Origin of the sequence: Faecalibacterium sp. (assembly GCF_052358865.1) — a bacterium.
GTDB classification, from domain to species: Bacteria; Bacillota; Clostridia; order Oscillospirales; family Ruminococcaceae; genus Faecalibacterium; species Faecalibacterium butyricigenerans.
Map to the genome: position 1 here is coordinate 1 of NZ_DAWCVJ010000055.1, position 16856 is coordinate 16856.

Below are 16856 nucleotides of genomic sequence, written 5' to 3' on the forward strand. Positions count from 1 at the left end.
GGGTGGGCATATTGGGGTAGAACTTACCGGCAGCGCCCTCGGTCTGGGCGAAGATACAGGCCAGACAGGCGGCAAAACCAGCCAGACGGCCTGCGGACAGGTCGTTGCCGGTGGTGATCAGACAGCCGGAGATGCCCAGCGCGATGATGTAGCGGATCGAGACATTCTTGAACAGGTTGATGATATTGGCCAGTGCGAAGAAGTTGGGATGGATGATGCCGACGATGAGGGACACGGCCAGCATCAGGACGATGATGGCGTTGTTGCCCAGCCACTTCTTTACAGACTTGCCCGTTACTTTCTTGGTAGCTTCCACGATAGACAGCCTCCTTGTTTACTGATTGGCCGCCGCCGCTTCGGGCGCGGTCTCAAACTGGGTCGCCAGAGCCATGATGTTCTCCTGCGTAGCGTCCTTGCCGTCGATAAAGCCGGTGATGCGGCCATCGCACATGACCATGACGCGGTTGGACATACCGATGATCTCGCTCATCTCCGAGGAGATCATGATGATGCTCTTGCCCTGCTTTGCCAGGTCGGCGATGATGCAGTAGATCTCGTACTTTGCGCCGACGTCGATGCCTCGGGTAGGCTCGTCCAGAATGAGGACATCGGGGTTGTTGGCCAGCCAGCGGGCGATCAGCACCTTCTGCTGGTTGCCGCCGGACAGGCTCTTGATAGCCGTCTTGGGGCTGGGCACCTTGATGGCCATCTTTTCTTTGTTGGTGGCCACCAGCTCGAGGATCTTCTTATCGTCCAGCATGATAGGCCCTTTGCGCAGCGCATCCAGCGAGGCGATGGAGATGTTGTCGGCCACGCTCAGCACACCCATGATGCCAGTCGCGCGGCGATCCTCTGTCAACAGAGCCACGCTGTGCTGGATGGCGTCGCGGGGCTGCTTGATGTTGACCTCCTGCCCCTTGATCCACACCTTGCCGGAGGTGTGGGCACGCAGGCCGAAGATACCCTCCATCAGCTCGGTGCGCTGTGCGCCCACCAGACCTGCCACGCCAAGGATCTCGCCCTTCTTCAGCTCGAAGCTGCAGTGGCGGAAGGAGCGCGGATGGATGGAGGTGAAGTCCTCCACCTTCATCATGATCTCATCGGAGGGGTGATTTTCCAGCGGGGGATACAGATTGGACAGCTCACGGCCGACCATCTTGGCGATGATCTCCTCTTTGGTCATGTTGGCGACGTCCCACTTGCCGATGTAGTGGCCGTCACGCATGATGGTGACTTCGTCGGCGATGACCTTGATCTCGTCCATCTTATGGCTGATGTAAACCAGAGCGACGCCCTGCTCCTTCAGCTCGTTCATGATGCGGAACAGCGACTCGACTTCGTTCGCGGTCAGCGAGGAGGTCGGCTCGTCCAGGATCAGCACCTTGCAGTTTGCAGAGACGGCCTTTGCGATCTCCACCATCTGCATCTGTGCGATGCTCAGGCTGCCCAGCTTCGCGTGGGATTTGATATCCAGCTTCAGCTTTTTCAGCAGTTCGTCGGTGTCCTTATACATCTTGGCGTGGTCCACGATGGTGATGGGACCAGCCTTCTTGGTGGGATAGCGGCCCAGCCAGATGTTCTCTGCCACGGTGCGGGCCGGGATGGGCTGCAGCTCCTGATGCACCATCGCGATGCCGCGGTTCAGTGCATCCAGCGGGGTGGGGATGTTGACCTTTTCGCCTTCGTACTCGATCTCGCCCTCATCCATCTTGTAAATGCCGAACATGCATTTCATCAGGGTGGACTTACCGGCACCGTTCTCGCCCATCAGGGCCATGACTTTGCCGGGGCGGAGCTCCAACTGCGCGTGGTCCAGCGCTTTCACGCCGGGGAAGGTCTTTACCACGCCTTTCATTACCAGACGGTATTCTGACATTCCTCAGAGCCTCCTTGTCTATGGGTCTCAAAAGTGCCGTTTTTGCCATCGGCTTTTCAAAACAAGGCGCGTGCGCGGAGATTTTTTCTCGCACGCACGCGCTTTTTAGCTCTTAATCAAGCCTTATTGGTTCACTGCGCACCTTGCAACGATAGGGTTTTGGCTGCTTACTTGATGTACTGTGCAGCGTTCTCCTTGGTGACCTTGACGTAGTCGACCCAGTAGTACTGCTCGACCTTGCTGCCCTCGACGTACAGCTTGGTAGCAGCTGCGGCGGCGGTAGCCTGGCCCACGTCATCGTTCAGGACGGTGCCGGTCATGTTGCCATCGACGACATTCTGGACAGCCTCGCTCAGTGCGTCAACACCGACCAGATAGACGTCCTTGCCGACGGTACGGCCAGCCTGCTGCAGAGACTGCAGAGCGCCCAGTGCCATTGCGTCGTTGTTGCAGAAGACGACTTCGATCTTCTCGCCGTACTGTGCCAGAGCGTTTGCGACGTCCTGCTGTGCGGTGGTCTGATCCCAGTTGTCCAGGTACTCGTACAGGCACTCGACTTCCTTGCCGGCGTCGGTCAGAGCCTTGATGGAGTACTCGGTGCGGTACTGAGCATCAATGTTCTCGGGGTCGCCCTTGCACATGATGTAGGTGATCTTGCCGTCGCCGTTGATGTCGCCCTGAGTCTCGGTCTCGAGGATCAGCTCGCCCTGATAAGTACCGGACTGACGTGCGTCAGCACCAACGTAGCAGCACTTGTCTGCGTAGGAGTCCAGAACGCTCTTGTCGGGCTCACGGTTGATGAAGACGATGGGAGTCTCAGAGGGCTTGATGGTATCAACGATGGTCTGTGCGGAAGTGGTCTGGACGGGGTTGATGACCAGCACATCCACGCCCTGCTGCAGGAAGGTGTTGATCTGCTCGGTCTGGGTGTTCTGGTCGTTCTTGCCATCGACGATGGTGACGGCGTAGCCCATATCCTTCAGGTACTCTTCCAGATCGGTGCGGTACAGGGTCATGAAGTTATCTGCAAACTGATAGATGCAGACGCCGATGTTGGCAGAGCCGGAAGCAGCGGCGGTAGAGGAAGCAGCGGTAGAAGCTGCAGTAGAGGAAGCAGCGGTAGAGGCAGAGGAACCGCCGCAGGCAGTCAGGACACCAGCAGCACCCACAACAGCGGAAGCCTTCAGGAAGTCACGACGAGAGATCATTTTCATAATTTTGTTCTCCTTCATTACGCTTGTCACAGCATTTCGCAAATCGCACTCTTTGCACGTTTCGCGGTTTCTGTTTGTATTATAACCATCTGCGGAACTGTTCGCAATAGAACAAATCAACAAGATTCTTTGTTATATTTTGTGCGTGTTCCACAAGACCTTCTGTTGTATCCCAAAATCTTTTTGTTAAGCAGCACAATTCTTCATGTTTGTGCAACTTGCGTCCAAAAATCGTGTGTCTGTGCGTAATTTCTTGCAAAATGGTTACAGGATCTTCTGTCTCCTCTGCCCAAAGATGCAACAATTTTATCGGTCTGCGCCAAATTTCTATTTTGTCAGGTTTCCCGGGAAACTTCCATTCCTTTTTGGAAATCCATCTTCCTGCATTGACGAGCTTCCTCTCCTTGTGGTAACATAGACTTATATATAATTGTTTGTCGCAGAAGGTCCGCAGTTTTTCTGCCCCCTCCCACGTCATCACCCCCCGTTATCACAGGAGCGACACATGTCCGAACTTACCGACCATATTATGACGCGCCAGCAGGCCGAAGAGGAAATGGCCTGCCTGCGCAAGATATTCCCCATCGTCCGTCTGCTCGACCGGAAGACATTAGCGGAGCAGCCCTGTTATCCGCCGTGGAAAAACGCCCACCCCTGCACCAGCTGTGTGGGCCGCGAAGCGCTGGCCGGAAAATGCCAGTGCACCAAGCTGGAAACGATGGGCAGCAAGCTCTATCAGGCCATCGCCCGTTACGTCGAGATCGACGGTGAGCCGTCTGTTATCGAGATGGTCCTTCCGCTGGACTCTGGTGCCCTGCGGACGCTCCACTCCGACGAGCAGCTCTACACGGACCCCCTCATCAGGGCTTACAACCGCCGCTTTTATGAGGAGGAGCTGAAGCACAAATACCTCAACGCCGGTGTCGCCATGATCGACCTTGACGACTTCAAGCTCTGCAACGACACCTTCGGCCACGCGGCGGGCGATGCGGCGCTCCGGCTCACCGCCTCTATCATCCACCGCTGCATCCGCTCCACTGATATGCTGGTGCGGTACGGTGGCGACGAGCTGCTGCTCGTCCTGCCCAATATACCTGCCGAGCATTTTGTCCAGAAGCTCCGGTACATCAGCAAGCGCCTCTCCACGGCCCACCTGCCCGAGTTCAGCAAGCTGCAGCTCTCGGCCAGCATCGGCGGCGTGATGGCCGCAGACATCCCCATCAGCGACGCAGTGGTGGTAGCCGATAAGCGGATGTATCTTGCCAAGCGCTGCAAGAACACCGTCGTCACCGAGGACGTCGCCCCCAACTCTGTCTGCTCCGGGAACGCCCACCGCCCGACGGTCCTTATCGTGGACGACTCGCCCATGAACCGGGACATTCTTTCCGAGATCCTCTCCGATGATTTCGAAGTTCTGGAAGCCTCCAATGGGGCAGAGTGCCTCGAGATTCTGGATGCACGCGGCCCCGAGCTTTCCATCTTGCTGCTGGACATCGTGATGCCCGACATGGACGGCTTCGATGTACTGTCCCGGATGGCGGCGCAGGGCCTGCTCGAAGATCTCCCCGTCGTGATGATCTCCAGCGAGGACTCCGCCCAGACCGTCCGCCGTGCCTACGAGCTGGGCGCTTCGGACTACATCAGCCGCCCCTTCGACGCCCGCATCGTCCACCGCCGTGTTACCAACATCACCCGGCTCTACGCCCGTCAGCGGCGGCTCCGGGCCATGGTGTCCCAGCAGTTCTACGACCGCGAGAAAAACGACCAGATCCTGTTCGGCATCCTCAGTCAGGTCATGGAGGTCCACTACGGCGAAAGCTCCCACCACATTCCCCGGGTGCAGCGGATCACGGGCATCCTGCTGGAACGGCTCTGCCAGAAGACCGACCGCTACAACCTGACCGGGGCCGACCGCCGCCTCATCGCAACGGCGGCCGCCCTCCACGACATCGGACGGATGGCCATTGACGACCGCATCCTCAACGCCCCCGACCTGACGCCGGAGCAAAAGGCCATCCTCCGCACCCACACCATTCTGGGTGAGCAGATGCTGGAAAATCTGGCCCAGTATCAGGACGAGCCGCTGGTGAAGTTCGCGCTCCAGATCTGCCGCTGGCATCATGAGCGCTGGGACGGCAGCGGCTATCCCGACGGCCTGAAGGGCGACAGCATCCCCATCGCGGCGCAGGTGGTCGCACTGGCCGATGCCTACGACGGTCTGGTCGGCAAGGGGGACAAACATCTGGCCCTCCCGCAGGCGCAGGCCATCGCCGAGCTGGAAGCCGGAACGTATGGTGCATTCAACCCGCTGCTTCTGGAATGCCTGCGTGACGTAAAAGACCGCCTCGCAGAGGAGGCCGGGATGGATACCCCCGCCCCCCCCCCAGAAAAAAGACTACCCTTTGACGAAACTTCTCTTGGATGAGGTATAAAAAATGACGTTGGAACAAATGTATGCCGCCATTGGCGGCGATTATAAGGCTGTGATGGAGCGCCTGCCCAGCGCGGATTTCGTCCGCCGCTTCGCCCTGAAATTCCTGCAGGACGACAGCTTCCCGAACCTGAAAAAGGCGCTGGAAGCGCAGGACGCCCCCACGGCGTTCCGTGCCGCCCACACCCTCAAGGGCGTCTGCCAGAACCTTGGCTTCGATGCCCTCTACGCCCCCGCAAGCGCCCTGACCGAAGCACTCCGCGGCGGCACGCTGGACGGCGCAGATACCCTCTTCCCTCCCGTGGAGAAGGAGTATCAGCGGGTCGTGGCGGCGCTGAAGGAGTTGGAGTAAACCTCGCCCAGCCTTTCCCTTTGGGAGAGCCTCTAGCAGACAACAAAACCGCCCCCATGGTGCAGCAGCACTACGGGGGCGGTTCATTTTATTGGAAGAATATCAGGGGTCGTCTGTCATTATTTCCGGCTTGCCAGCAGGGCCTCGATCTTCTTGATGGGGTCGATGATGCTGGAAACGGACATATCGTGGTTCAGGGCCACGACAAAGTAAGCGGCGTACTTGGAGACGTCAACATCGACGTACCAGTCGCGGGTCAGCAGCTCAGGCATCCGGTAGGTCAGGTTGGTGCCGGTGACGTAGTCCAGAGTGCCGTTGGCCACAGCCTTGTCGAACTTCTCAAGGCCGCTGGTGAAGAGCGGGAAGGTGGCGTTGGCGATGATGCGCTTTGCGCCGCGCTCCTTCAGGTTGGTGGCGACCTCCAGCATACTCTCGCCGGATGCGATGATGTCATCGGCCACAAAGACGGTCTTGCCCTCAACGGAGTCGCCCAGATACTCGTGGGCCACGATGGGGTTGCGGCCATTGACCACGCGGGTGTAGTCGCGGCGCTTGTAGAACATACCGAGGTTGCAGCCCAGCACGCTGGAGAAGTACATATTGCGGCTCATGGCGCCCTCGTCGGGGCTGACCACGATGAACTTGTCCTTGTCGAAGCTGATCTCGGGGTTCTTCTTGAGCAGGCTCTTCAGCACCTGATAGGTGGGCATGGCGTTGTCGAAGCTCATCAGAGGCACAGCGTTCATCAGGCGGGGGTCATGTGCATCGAAGGTGATGATGTTCTTGACGCCCATGGCCTGCAGCTCCTGCAGGGCCACCGCGCAGTCCAGACTCTCGCGGGACACGCGGCGGTGCTGACGGCCGCCGTACAGGCTGGGCATGATGACGGACACACGGTGTGCCTTGCCCGCCACAGCCTGAATGAGGCGCTTGAGGTTGGCGAAGTGGTCGTCGGGAGACAGGTGGTTCTCATAGTTGAACAGCTTGTAGGTCACGCTGTAGTTGCCGGGATCGACCACGATGAAAATATCGTCGCCGCGCACCGACTCCTTGACCAGACCCTTGGCATCGCCGCTCTGGAAGCGGGGGCAGGCGCTCTCGATGATAAAGCTCTCGGTCTTGTATCCGGCCTCAGCGGCCCAGCGCACCAGATGCTTGTCGATGAGGTCGGTCAGCTCCTCGGCACCCGGGCAGGCGATGAGGCGCAGGTCGGCGACCTGAGGCTGGTGGAAGCAATCCTTGGGGATAATGACAGACATAATTACAGCTCCTTAATGTTTCTTTTATCGGTCGATAAAATCAGACGTTGAAGTGCATATCCGGTACATATTCTATCACATTTTCGGCGTTTCGACACTAAAAACTCGCATTTTCTGCGCCTTGCACATCTCTTTTTCCAAAAAAGGCCGGAGACTATGTGTTTTTTACAAAAAACATACAATCTCCGGCTCATAGCAGTTTGCGTTTTTAATGCACAGGCAGCATCCGCAAACTGCATATCGCAAATATGCTATTCTGATAGGCGCTATTTTTGAAAATTGCGATAAAAGTCATTCTATTCTATTTTCGCGCTCAGAGGGCTGCGACTGCGGCCTTCAGCTCTTCGACGCGGTCGGTGTTCTCCCACTTCACGCCGAGGTCTTCGCGGCCCATGTGGCCGTAGGCAGCCAGCTTGCGGTAGATGGGCTTGCGCAGGTCGAGGGTGCGGATGATGGCGGCAGGCGTCAGGTCAAAGACCTTCTCCACAGCCTTCTCGATCTTCTCGTCCTCCACGACGCCGGTGCCGAAAGTGTCCACCATGATGGAGACGGGCTTTGCCACGCCGATGGCGTAGGCCACCTGCACCTCACACTGCTTGGCCAGACCGGCGGCCACGATGTTCTTGGCCACCCAGCGGGTCGCATACGCGGCGCTGCGGTCCACCTTGCTGGGGTCCTTGCCGGAGAATGCGCCGCCGCCGTGGCGTGCGTAGCCGCCGTAGGTATCGACGATGATCTTACGGCCAGTCAGGCCGGTGTCGCCCTGAGGGCCGCCCACGACGAAGCGGCCGGTGGGGTTGATATAATACTTGGTGTTCTCGTCCAGCAGCTCGGCGGGGATGGTAGCTTTGATGACCTTTTCCATCACGTCGGCGCGCAGCTGCTCCATGCTGACGGCCTCGCTGTGCTGGCTGGAGATGACCACAGCGTCCACGCGGGCGGGCTTGCCGTCCACATACTCCACCGTGACCTGACTCTTGCCGTCCGGGCGCAGGTAGTCCAGCTCGCCGCTCTTGCGCACCTCGGTCAGCTTCTTGGCCAGCTTGTGGGCGAGGCTGATGGGCATGGGCATCAGCTCGGGGGTCTCGTCGCAGGCATAACCGAACATCATGCCCTGATCGCCTGCGCCGCCGACCTCGTCGTTGGTGCCGAGGGCGATGTCAGGACTCTGGCCGTCGATGTTGGAGATGACGGCACAGGTGTCGGCGTCGAAGCCGAACTTTGCACGGGTATAGCCGATATCCGCCACGACCTCGCGGACGATCTTCTGAAAATCGACGTAGCAGTTGGTGGTGATCTCGCCCATAATGTGAACGAGGCCGGTGGATGCACAGGTCTCGCAGGCCACGCGGGCGTCGGGGTCGTGGGTCAGGATCTCGTCGAGGATGGCGTCGGAGATCTGGTCACAGATCTTGTCGGGATGGCCCTCGGTGACGGACTCGGACGTAAACAGACGATTTTTTGCCATTTTTGTACCTCCTTGGCGTTGGGGTGTGTATTATTCTTGACAGCTTCCTACACGTTCATCAAGCTCATGCAACAAAAAAACGCTCCGAACCGAAGTTCGGAGCGTCTGCACTCTTATCTTTCGGTTTCCCGCAGGATTTGGCACCTTATGCTCACGCACAGGTTGTCGGGCTTCACAGGGCCTGTCCCCTCAGCCGCTCTTGATAAGTCGGTATTCAGTTTGTCCGGGTAATATCTTATCATTGCTGCGTCGAAATGTCAAGAAGGGCCGCACTCTTTTTCGGCATTTTCTTGAAAATGATGCACCCGCCCTCATTTCTTTTCTGTCAGAGCGCAGCCTTCCCCCGCAAACAGAAAAGGCACAGCCGGAGCTGTGCCCTTTGCGGAGCGGAAGCTTAGTAGCCCTTTGCCTGCTCGCCGTTCAGGATCTTGACGGCGCGGGAGGTGCCCAGACGGTCTGCGCCGAGGGCGAGGAACTTTTCCATATCGTCCACGGTGGAGATGCCGCCAGCAGCCTTGACCTTGCAGCGGCCTGCCACGCCCTTGACCATCAGCTCGACGTCGTGGAAGGTTGCGCCTGCGGTGGAGAAGCCGGTGCTGGTCTTGATGTAGTCAGCGCCTGCCTCGCAGACGATGTCACACATCCTGCGCTTCTCGTCGTCGGTCAGCAGGCAGGTCTCGATGATGACCTTCAGGATCTTATCGCCCACAGCCTGCTTGACGGCGCGGATGTCCTCGCGCACGGCGTCGTACTCGCCGTTCTTCAGGCGGCCGATGTTGATGACCATATCCACCTCGGCTGCGCCGTTCTCGATGGCGGTCTTGGCCTCAAAGGCCTTGGAGGCGGTGTCCATCGCACCCAGAGGGAAGCCGACCACACAGCACACCGGGATGCGGCCTGCCATGTACTCGACGGCCTGCTTCACATAGCAGGTGTTGATGCAGACAGAGGCCGTGTGGTTTGCGATAGCCTCGTCGCACAGGGTCTGGATCTGGGGCCATGTGGCCTCAGGCTTGAGCAGGGTGTGATCGACGTGGGACAGGATCTCTTCTCGATTCATGTTTTTTCCTCCTGAATCAATTTTTGGTGGCACGGCGCACCTTTGCCATGCCGACAGCGCTCAGGGCAATGGCCGTTGCAGACACCGTTGCGCCGATGATGCCCAGCACAAGGCCGGAGACCAGAAATGCAAAACCTTTCAGACCACGTTTCATAATACCGTACCTCCTAAGTTATATTGGATATTTTTCCGCCGTTGGCGAAAAAACATCTCACTTGCGCTTAAAAACAATGAGCTTGCTGAACACATAATTCAGCACGACCACCACCACATTGGAAAAGACCTTGACGGCGAGGCCCCACAGAGCCTGGGCATCGTAGAAGCTGGTGACAAAGATGGCGGTGGGGCCGTCAGCGCCGCCAATGACGGCGATGGCGGCAGAGCCGTCCGAAACAGATGCAGGGGGCGTTATGCTGCTTGTCGCCATGTGGAGCACCGTGTCCGGGCCAAACCAATTCGCCGCTGCGCTCAGCAGACCATTCATGAAGCCCTCCACAAGCGCTGTGCCCTGTGCGGCCAGCAGGTTGCCGAAGACCATCATGATGGCGGCGTCCAAGACCAGTGTGCCCAGACGGCAGGTGACGAATGCACCAAATTCCTTCAGCGCCTCCCTGCCCTGTGTCCGGCTGGCAAAGACGAATGCCCGGTTGGTGAGATAGGCGAACAGGATGCAGAGCAGATTGTCCAGCACATTGCCCCAGCTGTTGGCGGCCTCGTACCCGAAAAGCCCGCTGAACAGCGTGTACAGCACGATGTTCAGCAGGGTGGTCAGCACCCCGAAGACGAGATAAGCCAGCACCTCGCGGTGCTTTACAAACCAGTTTTTCATTGATTTCAAAACCTTCCGTCGCCAGCAGGGCACTACTGTCTCCGAGACAAGAAAACTTCACTCGTCCAGTATCCGTCCGACCGGCACGCCAGTGGCTCTCCCTCCGGGAGAGCTGTCGCGTCAGCGACTGAGAGGGCGATACAAAAACAGCCCCGCCGCCGTTTTCCCGGCAACGGGGCTGTTGTTCGCATTGTGTCTGAAGAGACTATGCTGCGGGCTGATTACTCAGCGTCGTCGTTCAGCAGAGCCTTCATGGACAGGCTGATGCGCTTCTTGTCGAAGTCAACATCCAGCAGCTTCACATCGACCATATCGCCGACCTTCAGTGCGTCGGAGACCTTCTCAACGCGATCGTTGCTGATCTCGCTGATGTGGACCAGACCGTCAACACCCGGCAGGATGCGGACGAATGCACCGAACTTGGTCAGGGACACGACCGGAGCGTGGAAGGTGCTGCCGATGGGGTAGTTGTTCTTCAGCTGCTCCCAAGGATTGTCCTCAGCCTTCTTGTAGCCCAGAGAGACCTTGTGGTTCTCGGTGTCGATATCCTTCACATACACCTCGATGGTGTCGCCCACAGAGACGACCTCAGAGGGATGCTTGATGCGGTTCCAGCTCAGCTCGCTGATGTGGCACAGGCCGTCCACACCGCCGATGTCAACGAATGCACCGTAAGAGGTCAGGCTCTTGACGACGCCGGTGTAGGTCTTGCCGACCTCGACGTTTGCCCAGAACTCCTCACGCTTTGCCTTGTTCTGCTCAGCGGTGACCTTGTTGATGCTGCCGACGATCTTGCGGCCAGAGCACTCGGTGACGACCAGCTGAACGTGCTGGCCGACCAGAGCGGTGTAATCCTCGTCGCGGCGCATGGTGGCCTGAGAACGGGGGACGAACACCTTGACGCCCTTGACGTTGACGACAACGCCGCCCTTGTTGAACTCGGTGACGTCGCCCTCGACGACCTCGCCGGACTCAGCTGCCTTGGCGATCTCTTCCATGCCCTTGCGAGATGCGAGCTTCTTGCGGGAGAGCTGGATAACGCCATCCTGATCCATAACCTTCTCGACGATGAGGTCCAGCTCATCGCCAACTTTCACCAGGTCCTCGACCTTGGCGGAGGAATCATCGGTCAGCTCGCTCAGCTTGACAAAGCCGGTCTGCTTAGCTCCGATATCCACCTGGATCTCGTTGGCAGAGATGCTGGTCACGATTCCTTTCACAATACTGCCTGCATGAACACGCTTTTCCTCGGATGCGTTCAGCATCTCCTCAAAGCTCATGCTGTCATTGATTTCTGCGCTCATACTGTTAAGTACCTCCTCAATAATAGACGATGGCGTTGAAGCCCCGGCTGTGACGCCCGCCGTCTTTACATCTGCAAACCATTCCGGCCGAAGTTCGCTCGCGGTCTCGACCGTTACGGCTCGCGTATGCTTTGCGGCGACCTGTACCAGCTTTTGGGTATTGGAAGAATGATGACCGCCAATGACAACAATGATGTCGCATTGTTGGCTGAGGTCTTCCGCTTCCTGTTGCCTCGCCCACGTCGCATTACATATTGTATCAAAAATTCGGGCGTTTGTATAGGCTTTTTTGAGAAACTCCGAACTTTCTTGCCATTTTGTTACCTGAAATGTGGTCTGTGCAACCGCAAAAATGGGCTTTTGGGGGTCAGAAGGGCCTTTCCACGCCTTCAGCTGGGCCAGATCGCCAAAAACAAATACCTCTCCCCGGGTATGCCCCACGATGCCCTGCACCTCCGGGTGGGAGGCGTCTCCGGCCACCACGAGCACCGCACCGGCGGCTTCGGCCTCGGCGGCGATCTTCTGGATCTTCCGCACAAAGGGACAAGTGGCGTCGTGGTAGACACAGCCCCGGGCCTCCAGCTCGTCGTAGATGCTGCGGGGCACGCCATGGCTGCGGATGACCACCTCATAGCCTGCGGGCACATCGGCAGGGGTGTCCGCCACCATCGCGCCCCGGCGCTCAAGGTCTTCGACCGTCTGGGGGTTGTGGATCAGGGGGCCGAGGGTGGCCACCTTGTGCCCCTCTTCCAGCAAACCATAGGTCAGCTTGACCGCGCGGTCTACCCCGAAGCAGAAGCCGGCGGTCTTTGCAAGTCTGATTTCCATTGCTCGTCCTTCCTATCTTAGCGTCCTTACCCTCTCAGTCTCGCTTTGCTCGACAGCTCTCCCAAAGGGAGAGCCTTCAAGCGCAGCGGGAAGGCCAAGCCTCTCCCTTTGGGAGAGGTGGCACGGCGAAGCCGTGACGGAGAGGGCAAGCCGCCTTTACAGCTTTTCCCACGCCTCCAAGACGGCCTGCTTATTCTCCCGCAGCTTTCTGAGGTCGCGGCGGCCCTCCATCGAAAACCGGGCGGCGGGCATCGGCTCGCCGTAGACCACCCGCACCCGGCAGAACGGCTTCATCCTGCCGTCGGGCGTGTCGTAATGGATGCGGCAGGGCACGACGTCCACACCGGCGGCAGCTGCGACGACGAAGAGGCCGCTCTTGAGGGGGAGGAATGCATTTTCCTTCTCCCGCGTGCCCTCCGGGAAGATCAGCAGGGTGCCGCCCTCTTTGCACTTTTTCACCGTGTCGTCGATGGCACCGACCTCCTCCTTCGTGCCCCGGACGCAGACCGCGCCCGCACACCGGAAGAACCACGACAGGAACGGGTTTATCTCAAACAGCTCTTTCTTGGCGAACACCATCATCCGCTGCCCCCAGAACCGGGTAATGACGATGAAGACCGGGTCGATGGCGGAGATGTGGTTGGGCGCGATGATGCAGCCCTTCGTGCCGACCTTCTTCAGATTTTCCCGGCCCTCACACCGGACGCGGAAGCCGATGTTGAACACCAGCCATGCCAGCGGCACAATAATATAATATAGTATCATCCGACCTTCTCCACGATCATCTTCTTCATGGCCTCCAGACTCTGCTCGAAGTTCATCTCCGAGGTGTCCAGAAGCTGGGCATCGTCGGCCTGTCGGAGGGGGGCTGCGGCGCGGTGGGTGTCCTGATAGTCCCGCTGCCGGACGTCGGCCAGCACCTCCTCATACGAGACCTCAACGCCCTTCTGCTGGTATTCCTTCCAGCGCCGGGTGGCGCGGGCCTCGGGACTGGCGGTGAGGAAGATCTTCACCGTCGCATCGGGCAGCACCACAGTGCCGATGTCGCGGCCATCCATCAGGACGTCCTGCGTCTTGGCCATATCCCGCTGCATTCCCAGCAGGAAGGCTCGCACCTCCGGGTTTGCGCCCACGGCAGATGCCGCCATGCCCACCTCCTCGGTGCGGATGGCCGTGCTGACGTCCTCGCCGTTCAGGTAGATGTGCTGTTCGCCCTCGATGAAGGCGAACTTGAGGGAAATCTCGGGCAGCAGGGCGTTGACCGCCTCGTTGTCCTTCGGGTCCTTACCCGCCCGGAGGGCGTAAAGGCCGATGGTGCGGAACATCGCACCGGTGTCCACATAGATGTAGCCGAGTTCTGCGGCCAGACGCCGCGCCAGTGTAGATTTGCCTGCGCCCGCAGGCCCGTCGATCGCAACAGATACCATTTTTCTATCTCCTTTTATATAAATACGGTTCAGCCTCTCCGTCACGGCTTCGCAGACGGAAAGGTCATCCCAGATTATTCGCAAAGCTCTGCGCCGTGCAGAACGCGATCTGCAAATTATATCCGCCGGTGTAGGCGTCCACATCCAGCACCTCGCCTGCGAAGTAGAGGCCCAGCGCCTTTTTGCTCTGCATGGTCTTGGGGTCCACCTCCCGCACCGACACGCCGCCCGACGTGATGACGGCATGGGCTAAGTCGCCCCGGGCATCGATGGATATCCGCCAGTGCTTCACCAGCTGCACCAGCTCCCGCTTCTGCTCGCGGGTGATCTGGTTGGCCTTGGTGGCCGGGTCGATGCCCCAGCGGGCCACCATGACCGGCTGCATACTGGACGGCAGCAGCTTCACCAGTGCGCCCTGCGCCGCGTGGTTTGCCAGCAGGGCAAAATCCCGGGTGATGCGGTCATAAAGCTGCTCCTCGCTGAGGGCGGGCTTCAGGTCGATAAAAGCCTCGTACCTGTGTTTTTTCATATCGCCCAGATGGCTCGAGGCGCTGAGGGTCAGCGGCCCGCTGATGCCGAAATGGGTGAACAGCATCTCGCCCTGCTCCTCGAAGATGGCCTTGCCGTCCTCGTGGAGGGTGAGCGTCACGTTCTTGAGGGCGAGGCCCATCATCTTTTTGCAGTCGGCGTCGTGGCTGACGAGGCTGACGAGGCTGGGCACAGGCTCCACGAGGGTGTGGCCCGCCTGCTGGGCCAGCTTGTAGCCGTCGCCGGTGGAACCGGTGGTGGGGTAGCTCAGGCCGCCCGTCGCCACCAGCACGGCGTCCGCCCTGTACTCCCGGCCCGAGGTGCCCCGCACGCCCACACAGCGGCAGGCCGGGCCGGGCTTTTTCTTCTTGGGGTGGCGGGGATTTTCCGGCGCGGCGGGCGCTTCCTCCGGCTGAGCCAGCGGCTCCAGCAGCAGCTTTTTCGCCCCGTCGCGGACGATGTCCGCCCCCTCGGCGTACCGCAGAAGGGCCTGCCGGATCTCTTCGGCCTTGTCCGACACCGGGAACACCCGGCGTCCTCGCTCCACCTTCAGCTCCACCCCGAGCGACTCGAACAGCTCCATCGTCTTGGCGGGCGGGAACGCCCCCAGCGACGAGAACAGAAAGCGGGGGTTCGTCCGCACATGGTGCAGAAATTCCTCTGCGGTGCAGTCGTTGGTGACATTGCAGCGGCCCTTGCCGGTGACGAGGATCTTCTGGGCCGGCTTTTCCATATGTTCCAGCACCGTCACCTCATGCCCCTGCCGCAGGGCCGCACCCGCCGCCATCAGGCCGGCCGCACCGCCGCCTATCACTAAGACCTTCATCCTTCGTTCCCTCCGCTTTTCCTTCATTTCATACTGATACGAGTTTATCATACCAGAATCGACGTCCAAAAGCAATGCATCACCGTCCGCATTTTTCAGCTGGGCTGGACTGCCTGTTGCAGCGGCGCTGTTTTGGAAGACCGCGATAAAAAAGCAGGCACAGCGTTCCACTGCACCTGCCCGGGAATTTCTGCTTATTTCATGGCCTTCACAGGGTCGAGATACCGGCCATCCTGCATGACCTCCAGATGGATGTGGCTCTCCTCGGCGCACTCACAGCTCACGCTGCCCACCTTGCCGATGGTCTGCCCGGCCGAGACGGTATCGCCCTTTTTCACCTTGGCATCCGCCGTGCCGCAGACCCGCCAGACCCTGCCGGATTCGTCCTCGATGGCGACCACGGGACCCCACTTGTCGTCGGTGCCCGTCTCCACCACCTTACCCGCCGCCGGGGCGGCTACCTCTGCGCCCTTTTCGGCGGCGTAATCCACGCCGTTGTGGGTGCGCCAGTCCCCCAGCGTCTTGCTGTAGACCAGCTCATCGCCGCTGTAGCTGTTCAAGACGCGCCCCGAGACAGGCTGCGTGGAGGCAGGCGCAGCCGAACTGCTGGCAGGCGAGGATTCGGTTTGCAGCGCGGAGGGTTCGCGCACCGAACCAGACCCAGACTGCGCCCCAGAAGAGGATGCAGCTCCACCGGAGGAGCTGCGGGCTTCGGGCACATTGGCCACGCTGTTTGCGGCGGGTGCGGTCTGCTGCTGCCATTCGGCTTCCTCCTCTCCGGCAAGGCCGGGTGATGTGCGGATGCCCTCGTCGATGCCGGGGGCAGTGCTGGACGGGCTGCGCACCGCGTCCAGATCTTTCTTCAGCTCCTTGCGCACTGTGCGCACGGCCCACACTCCGGCCGCTGCCGCCGCCAGCAGGCAGGCGGTGAGCACCAGTGCAAAGGCCTTGTCCCGCAAAAACTTTCTGAATTGCTCCATCGTTCGTTACTCCAATCCATCTTTGTGTACGGAATCGTTTCTTTGGTGGTAGTTTGGAGCGGTGGAGCGGGGTTTATTCATCAGGACGCAAAAAGGCCCCGGCGGACCGGGGCCAGAAAACTCTTATTATGGTTTAGCCTTCGTTAGTGGGAGTACACATCTGATAGCTGAACAGTCCTATCAGATATACCTGATTATTGATAGTAACAGTCGTAACTGCAGCCGTCAATTCCGAGCCGTCATCATACTCGTCTTCCTTGACGTCATCCGGAAAATTCAATTCCACCGGCCGATTCAGCATTTCCTGCGCATACCGCTTCATATTGCTATCGCTAATCGGCTGCTCAATTTGAGCCGTGCCAATGAAATACACCGGTTTCGTCGGGTCACCCACAACAGCAGTCGGGAACATCTCCTTATTGGTAGCTACCAGGACCTTATTTTCAGGGATAGCTTGGTGTATGCCTTTGTGAG

At 59.2% G+C, this 16856-nt stretch carries 15 protein-coding genes, 1 pseudogene and 1 riboswitch; of the genes and pseudogenes, 2 read left to right on the forward strand and 14 right to left on the reverse strand.

Translation table 11 applies throughout. The features are described from left to right. From ACT8X9_RS09295 to ACT8X9_RS09305, 3 genes and pseudogenes are all read right to left on the reverse strand, one after another. Positions 1-316 (reverse strand): annotated as a pseudogene (locus ACT8X9_RS09295) (beta-methylgalactoside transporter); the annotation flags it as partial. Positions 317-334: 18 nt separating this feature from the next. Beyond that, positions 335-1876, reverse strand: a complete 1542-nt coding sequence (locus ACT8X9_RS09300; RefSeq protein ID WP_444268794.1) for a sugar ABC transporter ATP-binding protein — start codon at positions 1874-1876, stop codon at positions 335-337. A gap of 167 nt (positions 1877-2043) precedes the next feature. Continuing rightward, the gene (locus ACT8X9_RS09305; RefSeq protein ID WP_249234297.1) at positions 2044-3090 is read right to left on the reverse strand and encodes a substrate-binding domain-containing protein; all 1047 of its coding nucleotides are present in this window, start codon (positions 3088-3090) and stop codon (positions 2044-2046) included. 505 nt (positions 3091-3595) lie between these two features. On the opposite strand from ACT8X9_RS09305, the gene ACT8X9_RS09310 reads away from it, so the two are divergent. Further along, complete coding sequence (locus ACT8X9_RS09310) at positions 3596-5515, forward strand: diguanylate cyclase (protein ID WP_444268795.1); 1920 nt, start codon at positions 3596-3598, stop codon at positions 5513-5515. Between the two features lie 10 nt (positions 5516-5525). Continuing rightward, positions 5526-5873: an Hpt domain-containing protein gene (locus tag ACT8X9_RS09315; protein ID WP_249234295.1), complete on the forward strand. Its 348-nt coding sequence runs from the start codon at positions 5526-5528 to the stop codon at positions 5871-5873. A 119-nt stretch (positions 5874-5992) separates the two neighbouring features. Here ACT8X9_RS09315 and ACT8X9_RS09320 read toward each other — a convergent pair whose 3' ends face one another. The 11 genes from ACT8X9_RS09320 to ACT8X9_RS09370 form a co-directional block, all read right to left on the reverse strand. Further along, a complete protein-coding gene (locus ACT8X9_RS09320) occupies positions 5993-7132 on the reverse strand; it encodes a ribose-phosphate pyrophosphokinase (RefSeq protein WP_444268796.1) in 1140 nt (379 codons plus the stop codon). A gap of 313 nt (positions 7133-7445) precedes the next feature. Then, positions 7446-8600, reverse strand: coding sequence for a methionine adenosyltransferase (metK, locus tag ACT8X9_RS09325; protein WP_444268797.1), 1155 nt, complete (start codon positions 8598-8600; stop codon positions 7446-7448). A 110-nt stretch (positions 8601-8710) separates the two neighbouring features. Next, a riboswitch (SAM riboswitch) is annotated at positions 8711-8809 on the reverse strand. A gap of 185 nt (positions 8810-8994) precedes the next feature. Then, positions 8995-9660 (reverse strand): deoxyribose-phosphate aldolase, encoded by a 666-nt coding sequence (gene deoC, locus ACT8X9_RS09330; protein WP_227620345.1) that lies wholly within the window; start codon positions 9658-9660, stop codon positions 8995-8997. A gap of 16 nt (positions 9661-9676) precedes the next feature. Beyond that, positions 9677-9814, reverse strand: coding sequence for a hypothetical protein (locus ACT8X9_RS09335; protein ID WP_015565914.1), 138 nt, complete (start codon positions 9812-9814; stop codon positions 9677-9679). 57 nt (positions 9815-9871) lie between these two features. Then, positions 9872-10489 (reverse strand): GtrA family protein, encoded by a 618-nt coding sequence (locus ACT8X9_RS09340; protein WP_444268798.1) that lies wholly within the window; start codon positions 10487-10489, stop codon positions 9872-9874. 221 nt (positions 10490-10710) lie between these two features. Further along, a complete protein-coding gene (locus ACT8X9_RS09345; protein WP_249234292.1) occupies positions 10711-12621 on the reverse strand; it encodes a bifunctional 4-hydroxy-3-methylbut-2-enyl diphosphate reductase/30S ribosomal protein S1 in 1911 nt (636 codons plus the stop codon). Positions 12622-12777: 156 nt separating this feature from the next. Beyond that, positions 12778-13386 carry a lysophospholipid acyltransferase family protein gene (locus ACT8X9_RS09350; RefSeq protein ID WP_227620342.1) on the reverse strand — a complete coding sequence of 203 codons (609 nt, stop codon included), beginning with the start codon at positions 13384-13386 and terminating at the stop codon, positions 12778-12780. Next, positions 13383-14048: a (d)CMP kinase gene (gene cmk / locus ACT8X9_RS09355; RefSeq protein WP_444268799.1), complete on the reverse strand. Its 666-nt coding sequence runs from the start codon at positions 14046-14048 to the stop codon at positions 13383-13385. Before cmk ends, ACT8X9_RS09350 begins: the two co-directional genes overlap by 4 nt. A gap of 64 nt (positions 14049-14112) precedes the next feature. Next, entirely contained in the window at positions 14113-15402 is a 1290-nt protein-coding gene (locus ACT8X9_RS09360) for an NAD(P)/FAD-dependent oxidoreductase (protein ID WP_444268800.1), read from the reverse strand. 194 nt (positions 15403-15596) lie between these two features. Beyond that, the gene (locus ACT8X9_RS09365) at positions 15597-16382 is read right to left on the reverse strand and encodes a peptidoglycan DD-metalloendopeptidase family protein (RefSeq protein WP_444268801.1); all 786 of its coding nucleotides are present in this window, start codon (positions 16380-16382) and stop codon (positions 15597-15599) included. A 133-nt stretch (positions 16383-16515) separates the two neighbouring features. After that, the coding region (locus ACT8X9_RS09370; RefSeq protein ID WP_444268802.1) for a hypothetical protein at positions 16516-16856 on the reverse strand (341 nt) is incomplete at its 5' end.

Coding starts and splice junctions, on each gene's coding strand:
- ACT8X9_RS09345 (WP_249234292.1), bottom strand. CDS start 12,621: ATGGAAATCAGACTTGCAAAGACCGCCGGCTTCTGCTTCGGGGTAGAC.
- ACT8X9_RS09360 (WP_444268800.1), bottom strand. CDS start 15,402: ATGAAGGTCTTAGTGATAGGCGGCGGTGCGGCCGGCCTGATGGCGGCG.
- deoC (WP_227620345.1), bottom strand. CDS start 9,660: ATGAATCGAGAAGAGATCCTGTCCCACGTCGATCACACCCTGCTCAAG.
- ACT8X9_RS09340 (WP_444268798.1), bottom strand. CDS start 10,489: ATGAAAAACTGGTTTGTAAAGCACCGCGAGGTGCTGGCTTATCTCGTC.
- ACT8X9_RS09365 (WP_444268801.1), bottom strand. CDS start 16,382: ATGGAGCAATTCAGAAAGTTTTTGCGGGACAAGGCCTTTGCACTGGTG.
- ACT8X9_RS09305 (WP_249234297.1), bottom strand. CDS start 3,090: ATGAAAATGATCTCTCGTCGTGACTTCCTGAAGGCTTCCGCTGTTGTG.
- metK (WP_444268797.1), bottom strand. CDS start 8,600: ATGGCAAAAAATCGTCTGTTTACGTCCGAGTCCGTCACCGAGGGCCAT.
- ACT8X9_RS09320 (WP_444268796.1), bottom strand. CDS start 7,132: ATGTCTGTCATTATCCCCAAGGATTGCTTCCACCAGCCTCAGGTCGCC.
- ACT8X9_RS09315 (WP_249234295.1), top strand. CDS start 5,526: ATGACGTTGGAACAAATGTATGCCGCCATTGGCGGCGATTATAAGGCT.
- ACT8X9_RS09310 (WP_444268795.1), top strand. CDS start 3,596: ATGTCCGAACTTACCGACCATATTATGACGCGCCAGCAGGCCGAAGAG.
- ACT8X9_RS09300 (WP_444268794.1), bottom strand. CDS start 1,876: ATGTCAGAATACCGTCTGGTAATGAAAGGCGTGGTAAAGACCTTCCCC.
- ACT8X9_RS09335 (WP_015565914.1), bottom strand. CDS start 9,814: ATGAAACGTGGTCTGAAAGGTTTTGCATTTCTGGTCTCCGGCCTTGTG.
- cmk (WP_444268799.1), bottom strand. CDS start 14,048: ATGGTATCTGTTGCGATCGACGGGCCTGCGGGCGCAGGCAAATCTACA.
- ACT8X9_RS09350 (WP_227620342.1), bottom strand. CDS start 13,386: ATGATACTATATTATATTATTGTGCCGCTGGCATGGCTGGTGTTCAAC.